Below are 15161 nucleotides of genomic sequence, written 5' to 3' on the forward strand. Positions count from 1 at the left end.
GAGACCGGCCACGGCATAGTGTCGCGGCCATGGACAGCAGCTCACAGCTCGCGTGGATCGCCCGCCACCAGGATCACCTCCAGGGTGCGCGGCCCGTGGACGCCCTCGACCCGCTCCAGCTCGATGTCGCTCGTCGCCGACGGGCCCGAGATCCAGGTCAGGGGCCGTGCCGGGGTCAGCCGCCGGATCGCCTGCGGCACGGAGCCGACCACTTGGTCGTCGGTTCGCACCACGCACAGGTGATGGTCCGGGATGAGGGTGATGCGCCGGCTCCCCTGATCCGGGCCCGCATCGAGGACGACGGTCCCGGTCTCGGCGATCGCCAGCGCACAGCCGGTCACCACGCTGTCGACGGAGTCCAGCTCATGATCCGTCAGCACGGGCGAGTCCAGGACGAGTTCGGCCGGAGCCCCGGCGAGCCAGCCGCCCGGAAGCCCTGCCGGCACGACCACGCGGCGGGCGCCGCGTTCGCCGAGCAGGCGGGCGAGGAGCGCGGGCAGGCCGGGCGCGTCCGTGCGGTGGACGCGGGCGCGGTAGTCCTCCAGATTCTCCGCCAGCAGGCCGACGGTCGCGGAATGCGTGCGCTCGCCGTGCTGCACGGCGTAGTCACGTGCTACCGGGTGATCCCCCGGGTGCTCCGACGGCGGCACGTCGGCGAGCGCCCGCCGCACCCGGCCGAGGATCCTTTCCCTGCTCGTCCCGCCGTTCACGACGGCTCTCCTCCCCGGCCGGGGCCGCCGCGGGTGCGGGCCCACCAGTCGCGGAAGGACTCGGGTGGCACCTCGGGCAGGTCGCGCGTGTCCGACCAGGCACGGCCCGGTCCGGGCAGCCGCCGGGGATGCAGCCCGCGGGTCCGGGCCAGCAGCCGCTGGCCGCTGCGCAGCACGCGGGGGTGGTCGAAGGCCCAGCCTGCGGCACGCATCACGGCGCGCTCGGTGGCATGCCGCTTCGCCGGCTTGATGACGGTGCGGGTGCCGCGGACCGTCACGGCGCCCCCTTCCACGACCCTCTCCCGCAGATGGACGAGGACTTCGGGGATGTCGATGGCCACCGGGCACGCCTCGAAACAGGCGCCGCACAGAGAAGAGGCGTACGGGAGCGACTCCTCCAGGGGCGAGGCCAGGCCACGGAGCTGGGGGGTGAGGACGGCCCCGATGGGTCCCGGATACGGCGATCCGTACGCGTGGCCCCCGGCCCGCTCGTACACGGGGCAGACGTTCAGGCAGGCCGAGCAGCGGATACAGCGCAGGGCCTGGCGGCCGGTCCCGTCCGCGAGGGTGTCGGTGCGGCCGTTGTCGAGCAGCACCAGATGGAAGGCACGGGGGCCGTCGCCGTCGGTGATGCCCGTCCACATCGAGGTGTACGGGTTCATCCGCTCCGCCGTCGACGAACGCGGCAGCAACTGGAGGAAGATCTCCAGGTCGCGCCAGGTGGGCACGACCTTCTCGATCCCGACCACCGAGATCAGGGTTTCCGGGAGGGTGAGGCACATCCGGCCGTTGCCTTCGGACTCGACCACGACCAGCGTCCCGGTCTCCGCCACGGCGAAGTTGGCCCCCGATACGGCCACTTTGGCCCGCAGGAACTTCTCCCGCAGGTGCAGCCGCGCCGCCTCGGCCAGATCGGCGGGCCGGTCGGTCAGCCCCTCGGGGGCGGACAGCCCCCAGTCGGCCATCCGCCGGAGGAAGATGTCGCGGATCTCGGCGCGGTTGCGGTGGATGGCCGGCACCAGGATGTGCGAGGGAAGATCGTCGTCGAGCTGCACGATCAGTTCGGCGAGGTCGGTCTCGTACGCACGGATACCGGCCGCCGCGAGGGCTCCGTTGAGGCCGATCTCCTGCGTGGCCATCGACTTGACCTTGACCACCTCGCGTTCGCCGGTGGCCAGGACCAGGCCGGTGACGATGCGGTTGGCCTCGGCGGCGTCGGCCGCCCAGTGGACCGTGCCGCCGGCCCGTGTCACCGACTCCTCCAGCTGGAGGAGGTAGTGGTCGAGATGGCGCAGGGTCCGGTCCTTGACTGCGGCACCGGCGGCCCGCAGCTGCGCCCAGTCGTCCAGCTCCGCGACGGCCCGGTCGCGTTTGGCGCGGATGGTGTGGGTGGCGCGCCGGAGGTTGGCGCGCAGCCGGTGGTCACGGGTCGAGGCCTCGGCGGCGCGCGGGAAGGAAGGCATCCCCAGATAGGTGCCGGTCACCGGACGGCTCCCCTTCCTGCCCCGTCGCCGCTACGGGTCCTGTCGGCGCCTTCCTCCTTGCTGCAGGCCAGGATCTCGGCGATGTGCACGGGGGTGACCGGCGAGCCCTCGCGGGCGAGGATTCCGCCGATGTGCATGAGGCAGGAGTTGTCGACCGCGCACAGGGCGCGGGCTCCGGTCGCGGTGACGGCGCGCGCCTTGTCGGTGCCCATCGCCGTGGAGACGGCGGGGTTCTTGACGGCGAAGGTGCCGCCGAAGCCGCAGCACTCCTCGGCCCCCGGCAGCTCGCGCAGGTCCAGGCCCTCCACGTGCTCCAGGAGCCGCCGCGGCCGGTCGCCCAGCCCGAGCACCCGCAGCCCGTGACAGGTGGGGTGGTAGGTGACGGTGTGCGGGTAGTACGCACCGACGTCGGTCACTCCGAGGACGTCGACCAGGAACTCCGTCAGCTCGTAGGTCCTGGCCACCGCCTCGGCCACGGCCCCGGGGACCGCTGCGGGGCGTCCCTCGGCGGCCGCCTTCGCGGCGATCCGGGGGTAGTTGTCGCGGACCATGGCCGCGCAGGATCCGGAGGGGGTGACGATGTAGTCGTGGTCGCGGAAGGCGGCGGCGTAGCGACGCAGCAGCGGTTCGGTGCGGTGCCGGTAGCCGGTGTTGAAGAAGGGCTGGCCGCAGCAGCTCTGTTCGGCAGGGAAGTCGACCTGCACGCCGAGCCGTTCGAGGAGGGTGACGACCGCCCGGGCCGTCCGCGGGTAGAGCGTGTCGTTGACGCACGTCACGAACAGCCCCACGCGCATGGGCCCCTCCTCGCGTCGTGATCATCCGGAGGGCCTCATACTGCCGCAGGGACCGGCGGCTGTGAAGAACCGAGCAGGGCGTGGATCTCGCGGACGGCCGCGCGGCCCGCCCGGTTCGCGCCGATGGTGCTGGCGGAGGGCCCGTAGCCGACGAGGTGCACCCGTGGGTCGCGTGCCGCGCGCGTCCCCTCCATGCGGATGCCGCCGCCGGGTTCGCGCAGCTTCAGAGGGGCGAGGTGATCGACGGCCGCCCGGAAGCCGGTGGCCCAGAGGATGATGTCGGCGTCGGCGGTGCCGCCGTCGGCCCACTCCACGCCGGTGGGGGTGACGCGGTCGAACATGGGCCGCGGGGCCAGGACGCCGGCGGCCCGCGCCCGCTCCATGGCCTCCGTCATGGGCAGCCCGGTCACGGAGACGACGCTCTGCGGGGGCAGGCCCCGGCGCACCCGCTCTTCGACGCGGGCTACCGCGGCGCGCCCCCACTCCTCGTCGAACGGGCCCTCACGGAAGACCGGGGGCCGGCGCGTCACCCAGGTCGTCGCGGCCGCCACCTCGGAGATCTCCAGCAGGTGCTGCACCGCGGAGGTGCCGCCGCCGACCACGACGACGCGCTGCCCGGCGAACTCCTGCGGGCCGGGGTAGTGCGCCGTGTGCAGCTGGCGGCCGCGGAAGGTCTCCTGGCCGGGGTAGCGGGGCCAGAAGGGGCGGTCCCAGGTGCCGGTCGCGTTGATCAGGGCGCGGGCCGACCACAGGCCCTCGGAGCTCTCGACCGTCAGCCGCCCGTCCTGCCCGTATCGCCCGTCCTGCCCGTCCCGTACCGCGCGGACGTCGACCGGGCGGTGCACGCGCAGGTCGAAGGCACGCTCGTAGTCGGCGAAGTAGCCGCCGATCACCGAGGACGAGGGCCGGGAGCCGTCGGCGCCGGTCAGTTCCATGCCGGGCAGGGCGTGCATCCCGTGCACCTTGCCGTAGGTGAGCGACGGCCAGCGGAACTGCCAGGCGCCGCCGGGGCGCGGGGAGTGGTCCAGGACGACGAAGTCCCGGTCCGGCTCGTATCCCGCGCGGCGCAGGTGGTAGGCGCTGGACAGGCCCGCCTGCCCGGCACCGATCACCACGACCTCGGTCTCACGCGCCACAAGATTGTTCATGATTCCACTAACGTGCGGGGTGAGGTATATCTTCCCGGCCTTCCCCTGCCTTCCCTTCCCGGCCTTCCCCCGGGCTCGTAAGAAAATGGAGGCATGGCAGACACCTATGGCACCTTCCGCACGCACGTCCTCGACATCGCCACCGGATCCTCGGAGACGGTGTACGACCTCACCCACGACTGTGAGGCATTCCTGCGCGAGGCGGCCGCCGGCCGCGACGGCCTGCTCAACGTCTTCGTCCCGCACGCGACGGCCGGTGTGGCGGTGCTGGAGACGGGCTCGGGCAGTGACGACGACCTGCTGTCCGCCCTGCACGACCTGCTGCCGGCGGACGACCGCTGGCGCCACCGCCACGGCAGCCGCGGCCACGGGCGCGACCACGTGCTGCCCGCCCTCGTGCCCCCGCACGCGACCCTTCCGGTCATCGGCGGGCGGCTGGAGCTGGGCACCTGGCAGTCGGTGTGTCTGGTCGACACCAACAGGGACAACCCTGACCGCCAGGTGCGGCTGACGTTCCTCGGCTGAGGGGCAGGCCCCGCCGGGCCGTCAGTCCTTCTGCGCCGACTCCGGCAGCTGGCGGAGCTTCACGTTGGTCTTGGTCCGGTAGGCCCAGTCCAGCATCTTCACGGCGTCCGGGTAGCGGTTGGCACCGTCGTTGAGGATGACGCCCACCACCGTGCGGCCGTCGCGCTCGGCGGCGAAGACCAGGCAGGCGCCGGCCGCCGTGCCGGTGCCGGTCTTGATGCCGATCGCGCCCTTGTACGAGCCGAGCAGCTTGTTGGTGTTGTCCCAGTAGTACGTGCGGTTGACGTTCGCCGCCTTCTGACGGGTCGCCGGCGTCCTGACGACGGTCTTGAACGTGCTGTTGCCCAGCGCGTGCCGGGCCAGCTGCGCCGAGTCGCGCGGGGTCGTGTAGTTGGCCCCGGCCCGCGATATGCCGTCGAACGAGTCGTACTTGGTGTTCTTCATGCCGAGGTCGGCGGCCTTCTTGTTCATCTTGGCGATGAACGACGTGGTCCGCGCGGACTCCGTGCTGCCACTGCCGAAGGTGTCCGCGAGCGCGTAGGCGGCGTCACAGCCCGACGGCAGCATCAGGCCGTACAGCAGCTGACGTACGGTCATCTTGTCGCCCGTGCGCAGATCGGCCGTGCTGGCCCCGTTCCGCGCGACGTAGTCGCGGTACGACTGCTTGACGGTGACCTTCTTGTCGAGGTCCACGCCCTTGGTGTCCAGGACGGTCACCGCGGTCATGACCTTGGTGGTGCTGGCCATCTGCCGCTTGGTGTCGGCGTCCTTGGCCCACAGCTGGCGGTTGCGGCTGCCGTCGAGCAGGAACGCGCCCTTCGCGCTGACCGACGGGCCGCTCGCGGCCTCCGCTCCCGTCGCCGGGAGCACGACGGCGACCGCCGCGGTCGATGCGACCGCGGCCGCGCCCCAGCGGCGGACCGGTCTTCCGGATCGCTCCATGTATGCCTCTGTTCCTCACGTGTCGAGCTGAGCGAGTCGTCTCGCTTGTACTGCTGAGCGAGCCGATGATCGCACCGGTTTCCCGGCAGGGAGAAACCTGGGGGCGCCTCAGTTGCCGTGCTGCGCCGGGCGGTCCGCCTCACGTACCTCGCCGGCGGTCCGCCTCACGTACCTCGCCGGGCGGCGCGCCCCACCGCATCCACCAGCGGCAGGACCCGGTAGGGCACCCGCTCGCGCAGCACCATCTCCGTACGGGTGCGTACGACCCCCGGCGTCTGCACCAGCACCTGGATCACGTCCTCCAGGTGCCCCGCGTCCCGGGCGACCACCCGGGCCATCAGGTCGCCGCCCCCGGTGATCGAGAACGCCTCGATGATCTCCGGGACGTCCGCGAGCGCCTCCGCGACCGTGTCGAGATGCCCCTGGGTCACCTCGATGTGCACGAAAGCCAGCACGGGGTGGCCCAGCGCCGCGGCGGACAGGCGCGGACCCGTACCCGTGATCACGCCCTCGCGCTCCAGCCGGTCCAGCCGGGCCTGCAGCGTGCCCCGGGCGACGCCCAGCACGCGCGCGTACTCGCGCACGCTCGTGCGGGGCTGCTCCAGAAGCAGCCGGAGAATCTTCGCGTCCAGTGCGTCGACGGCCATGGGCCGGCGGCCTCCTCGTGGTCGGCGTCTCCGGCCGGCAACTGTACCAATGGCCCTGCGGCCGACCCCGCTATTGAGCCATTGGAGGCAGAGTGCCCGCCGGCAGCAGGCGCCGGCTCGGTCCGCTCCCGGTGACCCGGCCCGCTTCGAGGACGTGGACGGTCTCGGTGCACGCGGCGACGAGGCGGAGCTCGTGGCTGACGACGACGAGCGTCAGCCGGCGCTCGGTCCTGAGCCGGGTGAGCAGGTCCATGACGGCGGCCGCGGTGCCGGGGTCGAGGGCGGAGGTGACCTCGTCGCACAGCAGCACGTCCGGGCCGGGGGCCAGGGCGCGGGCGATGGAGACGCGCTGGCGCTGGCCGCCGGAGAGCTCGTGGGGGTAGCGGCGGGCGAAGTCGGCCGGCAGACCGACGTGGTCGAGGAGCTCGGCGACGCGGTCGGGAACGTCCGCCTTCGCCGCGGTCCGGTGGAGGCGGAGGGGGCGGGCGAGCGTGGCGCCCACCGTACGGGCCGGGTTGAGGGCGCCGAGAGGGTTCTGGGGGATCAGCTGGATACGGCGCTGCTGTGCGCGGCTGCGCCGTCGTGCCCCGGCGTGCAGGGGACGGCCGTCGAGCGTGAGGGCGCCGGCGTCCGGGTGCTGCAGCCCGGCGAGGACGCGCAGCAAGGTGGTCTTGCCGGAGCCGGAGGGGCCGACGATGCCGGTGGAACTGCCGGGGGCCACCGAGAAACCGACCTCGTCCAGGGCGCGGTGCGTCCGCCCGTGCCGGGTGAACGTCACTGCGAGGTCCCGGGCGGCCAGCAGGGGGACGGTCGCGTCGCCGCGGGGAGGCGACGCGCTGGCGGGCGCGTTCACAGAGATGCTCGCGGGCGCCGCCTCGGACCTGCCCACGGACGTCTTCTCGGACACTTCCACGGACGTCTTCTCGGACATTCCCACGGGTGCGGCCCCGGACGTATCCACGGGCGCAGCCCCGGACGTGTTCACCGACGCCGCCGTGCCGAGGTCGACGACGTCGTCGGCGCAGTGGTCGACGAGTTCGGGGTCGTGGCAGGCGAGGACGATGGCGAGGTCGCGGGTGGTGGCGAGGTGGCGCAGGAGGTCGGCGATCTCGTCGCGCAAGGTGGCGTCGAGTCCTGCGGTGGGCTCGTCCAGCAGGAGGACGTCGGGGCGACGGGCGAGGGCACGGGCGAGCGCCACTCTGCGCTGCTGTCCGCCGGAGAGGGCTCCCGGGCGGCGGTCGGGCAGCCCGTCGCCGACGGGCAGGCGGCACTCGGCGAGCAGGTCCCGCACGGCCTGTGGGGAGGGGTCCACGGCGGTCTCGGCTACGAGGCGGCGGACGCGCATGCGGGGGTCGAGGGCGGAGCCCGGGTCCTGGCCGACGTAGGCGACGCGGTGGCGCCGTAGGTGCCTGAGCCGGTCCGCGGGGAGGGCGAGGACGTCGTGGCCGAGGACCTCGACCGTTCCCGACGCGACGCGGGCGCCGTCGGGCAGGTCTCCGATGACGGCACGCAGCAGGGTGGACTTACCGGAGCCGGAGGGGCCGGTGAGGGCGGTGATGCGGCCGCGGCGGAGGGTGAGGCTGGTCTTGGCCAGTAGGGCGGGGCCGCCGGGTATGGATATCTCCAGGTCGGTGACGTGCACCGCGGTCGGGCTGTCGGTCATGGCCGGGGAGGCTCCTCTGCGGGAGGGGGCGCTGACGCGGGATGGGGCGCTGACGCGGGCACGGGCGAGCTACGGCTCACGCCGCGCCGCAGGCGTCAGCGCGTCGGCGGCGAGGTTGACGCTGACGGCCAGGAGGCCGATGGCGATGCTGGGAGCGACGACGGCCCAGGGGTTGAGCAGGGCGCCGGGTGCGTTCTCACGGATCATCAGCGCCCAGTCGGCGGCCGGTGGCTGGGGTCCGAGCTGGAGGAAGCCGGCCATGGAGATGACGTAGACGGCGGCGACGAAGCGCAGGCCGAAGAGCGCGAGGACGGTGGATCGCAGGTTGGGCAGGATCTCGCGCAGCGCGAGGTGCCACAGCCGTTCGCCGCCCGCGGTGGCGGCTTCGACGAAGCCCGAGGCGGCGACGGGCGCGGCCGCGCTCGCCACCACGCGCACCGCGTACGGCACGCCGAGGACGGTGGCGGCGGCCATGACGGCGAGGCGCCCGCCGCCGGGCCAGGCCAGGGCGATCAGCATCATGCCCAGCACGGGCGGCAGCAGGATGGCGACGTCGGCGCTGCGCTCGACGAGCCGCCCCAGCACCGGGGTGAGGACGGCGAAGCAGCCCAGCACGGCGGCCAGGGCGGTGACGAGTACGGCGACGACGAGCGCGCTGCCGATGAGGGCGCTGCCGCCGTGCAGCATCCGGCTCAGCACGTCGCGGCCGAGCTGGTCGCCGCCCAGGAGCGCGTCCTTGCCGGGCGGGGCGTAGGGGGCGGTGACGGGGGAGTCCACCGTCCGTGGGGCGAACAGGGGCCCGGTCAGGGCGAGGAGCGTCAGCAGGAGTCCGGGTGCCACGGCGATCAGGACGCGCGCCCGGGGGCGCCGGGAGCGGGGCGGGGCGAGGGCGGCGGAGCTCATGGGCGGGCTCCCAGGGTGCGGGCGCGGACGAGGTCGGCGCAGAGCAGGACGAGGCTGATGACGGCTCCGGTGCAGGCCACGACCCCGGCGATGACCGGGGTGTCGCGGTCGGCGACGGCACCGGACAGGACGGTGCCGAGGCCGGGATAGTTGAAGAGGGTCTCCACAACGACCGCCCCGCCCAGCAGCATCCCGGTGGACGTCGCGGCCCCCGTGGCGATCGCGGGCCACGCGCCGGGCAGCGCGTGGCGCAGCAGCACGCGGCGCGGGGACAGACCGTCCAGCCGGGCGGCCGCCACGTGCGGTGCCGCGGCCTGGTCGGCCAGCGCACCGCGCACGATACGGGCGTTCCAGCCGATCTGCGGGACGGTGAGGGCCAGGACCGGCATGACGAGCATGGTCCAGGAGGCGGGCGAGCCGTCGGGGGCGGTGAGCGTGACGGCGGGCAGCCAGCCGGTCCACAGCGACAGGACCAGCAACAGGCCGATGGAGACGACGAATTCCGGCAGGGCCAGCGCGATGCCGGAGGCGAAGCCGACGATCCGGTCCGCCGTGCCGCCGGGGCGCAGCGCGGCCCAGCAGCCCAGGGCGAGCGCCGCCGCGAGGGTCACGGCGAAGGCGGTGGCCCCGAGCAGGAGCGTGTTGGGGAAGGGCGCGGCGAGCAGATCGGTGACGTGTTCGCCGCGCGCGGAGGTGCCCAGGTCGCCGGTGGGCAACGCGGTCATCCAGTCCGGAAACCGCTCCCACACCGGCCGGTCCAGGCCGAGCAAGCGGCGTCGGGCCGCGGTGTCGGCGGCGCTCTCGCCGCGCTCGGAGGTGGCCGAGGCCGCGTCGCCGGGCAGCAGTTCGATCGCGGCGAACACGACGGCGAGCAGCACGGCCAGCATCAGGGCCCGTTTGGCGAGCACCACGCCGGTACGGCCGACCGCCCGGAGGGAGCGGCGCAGGGCCGAGGCCGCCGCAGGTGCTGCGGCGGCCTCGGCCCCCTCTATCGCTGCCTCGCTCAACGCGCCAGCCAGACGTTCTCGAACTGCACCCGCCCGTAGCCGGGCAGCTTGGGCAGGTTGCGCACCTTGGACCCGGCCAGGTCGATGCCGTCGGCCATGCCCCACAGCAGGTAGCCGGACTTCTCGTGCTCGATCTGCTGGAGCTCGCGCAGGGCGGCGGCGCGGGCCTTCTTGTCGGCGGTGCCGATGACCTTGCGGTACGTGCCGTCGAACTGCGAGTCCGACCAGCCGGCCTCGTTCTGCCCGGCGCCGGTGACCATGGTCTTCGAAGCGAAGAACACCACAGAGTCGTTGGTGCCCCAGTAGTTGGTGTAGAGCTCGCCCTTGAGCCAGGTCTTGTCGTAGAAGGCGCCCGACTCCTGCTTGACGACCTTGATCTTGACGTCGGCCTCGCGGGCCTGGTTGGCGAAGAGGGTCGCGGACTCGGCCAGGCCGGGGATGTCCTCGGTGGTGATGAGCTCGTAGGTCTTGGAGAAGTCGAACTTCGCCTCTTCGAGCAGCTTCTTGGCCTTGGCGAGGTCCCGCCTGCGCTGGGGGATGTCCTTGGCGTAGGCGGGGTCGCCGGTGCCCAGGATGTCGTTGGCGACGGTTCCGTAGCCGGAGAGGACCTGCTTGACCATGGCCTCGCGGTCGACGACGAGCTTCATGGCCTCGCGGACCTTGACGTCGGCGAAGGGCCCGTCGGCGGTGCGCATCACGATGGGCATCGCCATGTCGTCGGGGCGGCGGACGAGCTGGATGTCCTTGCGCGAGGCGGCGGTGCGGGCCGCGACGGCGCCCACGTTGGAGGCGACGTCGATCTGGCCGCCCAGAAGGGCGTTGGCCATGGCCTGGGGGCTCTCGAACATGGTCACCTCGATGGCGTCGAGGTGGACCTGCCCGCCGTGCCACTTGTCGTTGCGCAGCAGGCGGGCGTTGCCGTTGCGGTACCAGTCCAGCTTGAACGGTCCCGTGCCGGGTGCCTTGGCCACCTCCTTGTCGGCGGTGTCCTTCTTGAGGACGAACGTCGACAGGCGGGTGAGCAGGGGGAGTTCGGCGTTGGCGTCGTCGGAGACCAGGACGACGGTCTCCTTGCCGTCGGCGGTGATGTTCTCCGCCTTGATGCCCGGCAGCCGGCCGGGGCCCGCGGGGGTGTTGCGCAGCCGGCGCAGCGACCAGACCACGTCGTCGGCGGTGACCGGTGAACCGTCGTGGAATGCGGCGCCCTCGGCGATGGTGAAGCGCCAGGTCTTGAGGTCGTCGGAGGGCTTCCAGGCGGAGGCCAGGCGCCCGACGGTGTTGTCCTTGACGCCCGGTGCGGTGAGCGTGTCGTAGACGAGGGCGATGATGAGGTAGTCGCTCTCGTTGCCCTGAACTCCGTGCGGGTCACGGGTGATTGCGGAGGCGCGGCCGAGCGCGCCGATGCGGAGGGTGCCGCCCTTGCGAGGTGTGCCGCCGGCGGAGTCCGCCGGTGAGGAAGCCGCGTCCGTGCCGCCGCCGCAGGCGGAGAGCAGCGCGGCCGCACCTATGCCCCCGCCGGCCCACAGCGCCTGGCGCCTTGTCCAATTCACGTCGTCCCCGTTCCGCTGCAATTACTGGTACTTAGGCTTGCCTACCCTAACTTCAGTCATGATCGCAATGATGGGTGGGCGCTGAAGCGAAAGGCGAATCGCCCTCAACCTCCGTTTCTGGCCCGCCAATTGGCCAAAATCGGATGAACCGGACTACCGCTTGGTAAGGTTTGCCTTACCTAACTTCGGTGGTACTTTCCTCGGCAGCCGCTGACGCCAACCGCCGGTTCCCGCCATCTGCCATTCCCCCCACAGGCCGCACTCCTGCGTACCGCCCCGCCTTGCGGCCGCCCCGAGGCATGCCCGGAAACCGCTCCTCCGCCCCCACCCCACGGAAACGGATGACTTCGCCATGAGTACGGGAACCGCCCCCGTCCGCCTGCTCGACGCCGCCTCGGCCGCCGAGCTCCACCAGGCCGCCGGACAGATCCTCGCCGCATCCGGCACCTCCGCCACGTCCCCCGAACTCCTCGGACGAGTCGCCGAGTCGGCGGCCGCCCTCAGCGACGCGGTCCGCCGGCACCTGCGGCCCGTAGACACCGACGACGGCCTGTTCGTGCTGCGCGGGCTGACCGTCGACGACGCCGGCATAGGCCCCACGCCCGGAAGCTGGGCCACCGCCGGGGACGCCGGCGCCGTCCACGACATCGTGATGCTGCTGCTCGCCACCGCCATGGGCACCCCCATCGCCTGGGAGGGCCAGCAGAACGGGCAGTTCGTCCACAACATCGTCCCCGCCCCGGGCCACGAGCAGGAGCAGACCGGCGCCAGCAGTGCCGTCCTGCTCAGCCCGCACACCGAGGACGCCTTCCACCCCGGCCGCGCCCACCTGCTGATGCTCGGCTGCATGCGCAACCACGACGACATCGCCACCACCGCCGCGAGCATCCGCAAGGTACGGCTGGACGACGCCGACATCGCCGTCCTCTCGCGCGCCGAGCTGCCGATCCTCCCCGACGACGCCTACGCGGAGGCGCAGGGCTTCGGGGGGAGCCCGCCGGACGTCCCGGTCCTGTGGCACTCCGAGGACGGCCTCACCCTGCGCTTCGACCCCGCCTACACCCCGCTGGAGAAGGCCGGCCCCGGCTACCGGGCGGCGTACGAGCGGCTGGAGGCCGAACTCGCCCGCGTCTCGGTCGCGGTGAGCCTGGAGCCCGGCGAGGTCCTCGTCGTCGACAACGACCTCGTCGTCCACGGCCGCGTCCCGTTCAAGGCCCGCTACGACGGCACCGACCGCTGGCTCAAGCGCGCCTCGGTGCGCGTCCCCGGCCGCGCCACCCGCCCGCCCGCCGAGGCCGCCGAGCACGGCTACGGCCAGGCCGCCCTCGAGGCGTACGCCGCCTGATCACCGACCACCAGACGAGGAGCCGACCATGACCAGCCCCACCACGGGCCCCTGCATAGCCGCCGACGACACCACCCTGCGCCTGCTGTCCACCAGCGACCTCGCAGGCATCGACATCACCCTGACCGACGTCGTCGGCACGGTCGAGGGCGCCTACCGCACCCTGGCCGCAGGCCTCTCGGACAACCCCCGCAAGCTCACCGTCAAGCCCTCCGACGGCCATTCCGTCTCGTACGCGATGCTCGGCCGAGACGGTTCCCGCGACGTCGTCGCCATCAAGACCTCGTACAAGCACGGTCTGGACAAGGGCCGCGAGGAGCAGCACTACTACACCTCGCTCACGCTCTACGACGACGTCACCGGCCTGCCCGTGGCGATGATGGACTGCGGCCGCATCGGCTCCCTGCGGACCCCGGCCGTCTCCGCGCTCCTCGCCCGCGAGTGCGCCGCCCCCGGGGCGCGCAGCGCGCTGGTCATCGGCACCGGCACGCAAGGACGGCTGGCCCTGCCGTTCCTGCTGACCACGCTGCCCGGCCTGGACCGGCTGATGCTCTTCGGCACCCACCCGGAGGGCATCGAGGCGGTACGCACACGGCTGCGCGCCCACTTCCCCGACCGGGACGTCGAGGTCGTCACCGAGGCACGGGCGGCCGCGGCCGAGGCCGACGTCGTCGTGGCCACCGCCGGCGGCCACACCCCCGCAGCCGTCGAGGCCGACGACCTCAAGCCGGGCGCGCTGTCGATCCTGGTCGGCCACGGCCTGGCCCCCTCCACGCTGCACCGCGCCGACCGCGTCGTGGCCACCAGCGAGGCCCAGATGAACGTCACGGGCACCGACATGGCGGACGCCGGCGGCAACCTCCCCGCCGTCGACGCCGAGTTCCCCCCGGTCCTCGCGGGCGAGGCGGCGGGCCGCACCGCACCGCACGAGCGGATCTTCGCCTACAACAGCGGCCTGGTCGTCACGGACATCGCCCTCGGCCACCGCTTCGCCCAGCTCGCCATCGAGCAGGGCCTGGGAACGCAGGTGCCGCTGTGGCGGTGAACGGCATACCCCAGGCGCTCCCCACGCTCCCCGTGCACCCGGACCCCGAGACCGAAGCGGTCCTCGACAGCGGTCTCCTCCACGAGCTGGCCCACGCCTTCGGCGGACCCTTCCACTTCCTCCTCCCGCACCGCTTCGACGCCAACCTCGCCGCGTTCCGGGCAGCGCTGGACGAGGCCGGGGTGGACGGGTGTGTGTACTACGCGAAGAAAGCCAACAAGGCCGCTGCATGGATCGAACGCTGCGCGGCTACCAGCGCCGGGGTGGACGTCGCGAGCCCGGGCGAACTCCGCGAGGTCCTCGGCCACGGCGTCCGCGGCGAGAACGTCGTGGTGACCGGCCCGGCCAAGAACGAGGAACTGCTGCGGATCGCCGTCCTCCAGGGCGCCCTGACCGCCGTCGACTCCCTCGACGAGTTGGACCGGATCATCGCGTTGGCGCGCACCGGCGAGGTCCGCCCCGCCCGGCTGCTGTTGCGCCGGCTCCCCCCGGCGCAGCCCCACAGCCGCTTCGGCCTGGACGAGGCCGAGCTCGAAGAGGCCTTGACGAGGTGCGTACGGGCGGGCGACGCCGTCCGGATGGAGGGCTTCAGCTTCCATCTGTCCGGTTACGCCGTCCAGCCGCGCGCCGACCTCGCCGGGCATCTGGTCGACCTCTGCCTCAAGGCCCGCGTCCTGGGGCTCCAGGCCGACCGGATCAGCATCGGCGGCGGCTTCGCCGTCGACTACGCGGCGGCCGGCGACTGGGACTCCTTCCTCGCGGCGCAGCAGCCCGGGCACTACCACGCGCGCAGGAGGTTCACGCCCGCCGACTTCTACCCCTACCACTCGCCGGTCGCCGGGGCCGAAGCGCTCCGCGCCGTGCTGGCCGCCGTCCCCGCAGGCGGCCGGGACAGCCTCGCCCGCAGACTCCGGGAGACCGGCACCGTCCTGCTGATGGAACCCGGCCGCGCACTGCTGGACCGCGCCGGCTGCTCCGTCTTCCGCGTCCAGGGCGTCAAGGACCGCGACGGCTACGCGGTCCTCACCGTCGACGGGACGAGCCTGAGCCTGTCCGAGCAGTGGTTCAACAGCGAGTACCTGCCCGACCCCGTGCTCGTGACCCCGGCCGGCCGGGTCGGCGGCCAGGGCGTCCACCCCGCGTGCGTGGGCGGAGCGACCTGCCTGGAGTCGGACATGCTCACCTGGAGAAAGATCCCTTTCCCGGCCCGTCCCTCGGCCGGCGACCTGCTGGTCTACCCCAACACGGCGGGCTACCAGATGGACTCCAACGAGTCGCCGTTCCACGACCTGGCGCTGCCACCCAAGATCGTCCTGGAAACCACCGCCACCCCCACCGGCTGCGGTCGGCCGCGCTGGCACCTGGACCGCCGCCCCGCCTGCTGATCCCTGCTCCCCG

14 protein-coding genes are annotated in these 15161 nt (G+C 72.8%); 4 read left to right on the plus strand and 10 right to left on the minus strand.

Annotated features, from left to right (window positions below; genetic code table 11):
- Window positions 1-41: 41 nt before the first annotated feature.
- Genes IE241_RS04585 through IE241_RS04600 form a run of 4 tightly spaced genes read right to left on the minus strand, consistent with a single transcriptional unit; the run spans window position 42 to window position 4136 of the window.
- Window positions 42-710, minus strand: coding sequence for a LutC/YkgG family protein (locus IE241_RS04585; protein ID WP_190020239.1), 669 nt, complete (start codon window positions 708-710; stop codon window positions 42-44).
- On the minus strand, window positions 707-2194 hold the full coding sequence (locus IE241_RS04590; RefSeq protein WP_190020240.1) for a lactate utilization protein B: 1488 nt from the start codon (window positions 2192-2194) through the stop codon (window positions 707-709). Before IE241_RS04590 ends, IE241_RS04585 begins: the two co-directional genes overlap by 4 nt.
- Window positions 2191-2988, minus strand: coding sequence for a (Fe-S)-binding protein (locus IE241_RS04595; protein WP_190020241.1), 798 nt, complete (start codon window positions 2986-2988; stop codon window positions 2191-2193). The genes IE241_RS04590 and IE241_RS04595 overlap by 4 nt, the downstream gene beginning before the upstream one ends.
- A 35-nt stretch (window positions 2989-3023) precedes the next feature.
- Complete coding sequence (locus tag IE241_RS04600; RefSeq protein ID WP_190020242.1) at window positions 3024-4136, minus strand: NAD(P)-binding domain-containing protein; 1113 nt, start codon at window positions 4134-4136, stop codon at window positions 3024-3026.
- 93 nt (window positions 4137-4229) lie between these two features.
- Between IE241_RS04600 and IE241_RS04605 the strand changes: the two genes are divergently transcribed.
- The gene (locus IE241_RS04605; protein WP_190020243.1) at window positions 4230-4661 is read left to right on the plus strand and encodes a secondary thiamine-phosphate synthase enzyme YjbQ; all 432 of its coding nucleotides are present in this window, start codon (window positions 4230-4232) and stop codon (window positions 4659-4661) included.
- A gap of 21 nt (window positions 4662-4682) precedes the next feature.
- Here the strand turns inward: IE241_RS04605 and IE241_RS04610 are convergent, their stop codons facing one another.
- From IE241_RS04610 to IE241_RS04635, 6 genes are all read right to left on the minus strand, one after another.
- Window positions 4683-5603 carry a D-alanyl-D-alanine carboxypeptidase family protein gene (locus tag IE241_RS04610; RefSeq protein WP_190020244.1) on the minus strand — a complete coding sequence of 307 codons (921 nt, stop codon included), beginning with the start codon at window positions 5601-5603 and terminating at the stop codon, window positions 4683-4685.
- A gap of 164 nt (window positions 5604-5767) precedes the next feature.
- Window positions 5768-6250 (minus strand): Lrp/AsnC family transcriptional regulator, encoded by a 483-nt coding sequence (locus tag IE241_RS04615; protein WP_190020245.1) that lies wholly within the window; start codon window positions 6248-6250, stop codon window positions 5768-5770.
- 70 nt (window positions 6251-6320) lie between these two features.
- Complete coding sequence (locus tag IE241_RS04620) at window positions 6321-7913, minus strand: ABC transporter ATP-binding protein (protein ID WP_190020246.1); 1593 nt, start codon at window positions 7911-7913, stop codon at window positions 6321-6323.
- Window positions 7914-7982: 69 nt separating this feature from the next.
- Window positions 7983-8816, minus strand: coding sequence for an ABC transporter permease (locus IE241_RS04625; protein ID WP_190020247.1), 834 nt, complete (start codon window positions 8814-8816; stop codon window positions 7983-7985).
- Window positions 8813-9835 carry an ABC transporter permease gene (locus IE241_RS04630; protein ID WP_373300582.1) on the minus strand — a complete coding sequence of 341 codons (1023 nt, stop codon included), beginning with the start codon at window positions 9833-9835 and terminating at the stop codon, window positions 8813-8815. The genes IE241_RS04625 and IE241_RS04630 overlap by 4 nt, the downstream gene beginning before the upstream one ends.
- Window positions 9820-11373, minus strand: coding sequence for an ABC transporter substrate-binding protein (locus IE241_RS04635; RefSeq protein WP_190020248.1), 1554 nt, complete (start codon window positions 11371-11373; stop codon window positions 9820-9822). Before IE241_RS04635 ends, IE241_RS04630 begins: the two co-directional genes overlap by 16 nt.
- Before the next feature lie 352 nt (window positions 11374-11725).
- On the opposite strand from IE241_RS04635, the gene IE241_RS04640 reads away from it, so the two are divergent.
- From IE241_RS04640 to IE241_RS04650, 3 genes are read left to right on the plus strand one after another with little or no spacing between them, the layout of a single operon-like run.
- Window positions 11726-12718 (plus strand): TauD/TfdA family dioxygenase, encoded by a 993-nt coding sequence (locus tag IE241_RS04640; RefSeq protein WP_190020249.1) that lies wholly within the window; start codon window positions 11726-11728, stop codon window positions 12716-12718.
- A 28-nt stretch (window positions 12719-12746) separates the two neighbouring features.
- Window positions 12747-13763 carry an ornithine cyclodeaminase family protein gene (locus IE241_RS04645; protein WP_190020250.1) on the plus strand — a complete coding sequence of 339 codons (1017 nt, stop codon included), beginning with the start codon at window positions 12747-12749 and terminating at the stop codon, window positions 13761-13763.
- Window positions 13754-15148, plus strand: a complete 1395-nt coding sequence (locus IE241_RS04650) for a type III PLP-dependent enzyme domain-containing protein (protein WP_190020251.1) — start codon at window positions 13754-13756, stop codon at window positions 15146-15148. Before IE241_RS04645 ends, IE241_RS04650 begins: the two co-directional genes overlap by 10 nt.
- Window positions 15149-15161: the final 13 nt, after the last annotated feature.

Source organism: Streptomyces hiroshimensis (assembly GCF_014650335.1).
In the GTDB taxonomy this organism is placed as follows: Bacteria; Actinomycetota; Actinomycetes; order Streptomycetales; family Streptomycetaceae; genus Streptomyces; species Streptomyces hiroshimensis.

Coding starts and splice junctions, on each gene's coding strand:
- IE241_RS04615 (WP_190020245.1), bottom strand. CDS start 6,250: ATGGCCGTCGACGCACTGGACGCGAAGATTCTCCGGCTGCTTCTGGAG.
- IE241_RS04600 (WP_190020242.1), bottom strand. CDS start 4,136: ATGAACAATCTTGTGGCGCGTGAGACCGAGGTCGTGGTGATCGGTGCC.
- IE241_RS04610 (WP_190020244.1), bottom strand. CDS start 5,603: ATGGAGCGATCCGGAAGACCGGTCCGCCGCTGGGGCGCGGCCGCGGTC.
- IE241_RS04620 (WP_190020246.1), bottom strand. CDS start 7,913: ATGACCGACAGCCCGACCGCGGTGCACGTCACCGACCTGGAGATATCC.
- IE241_RS04645 (WP_190020250.1), top strand. CDS start 12,747: ATGACCAGCCCCACCACGGGCCCCTGCATAGCCGCCGACGACACCACC.
- IE241_RS04605 (WP_190020243.1), top strand. CDS start 4,230: ATGGCAGACACCTATGGCACCTTCCGCACGCACGTCCTCGACATCGCC.
- IE241_RS04595 (WP_190020241.1), bottom strand. CDS start 2,988: ATGCGCGTGGGGCTGTTCGTGACGTGCGTCAACGACACGCTCTACCCG.
- IE241_RS04625 (WP_190020247.1), bottom strand. CDS start 8,816: ATGAGCTCCGCCGCCCTCGCCCCGCCCCGCTCCCGGCGCCCCCGGGCG.
- IE241_RS04640 (WP_190020249.1), top strand. CDS start 11,726: ATGAGTACGGGAACCGCCCCCGTCCGCCTGCTCGACGCCGCCTCGGCC.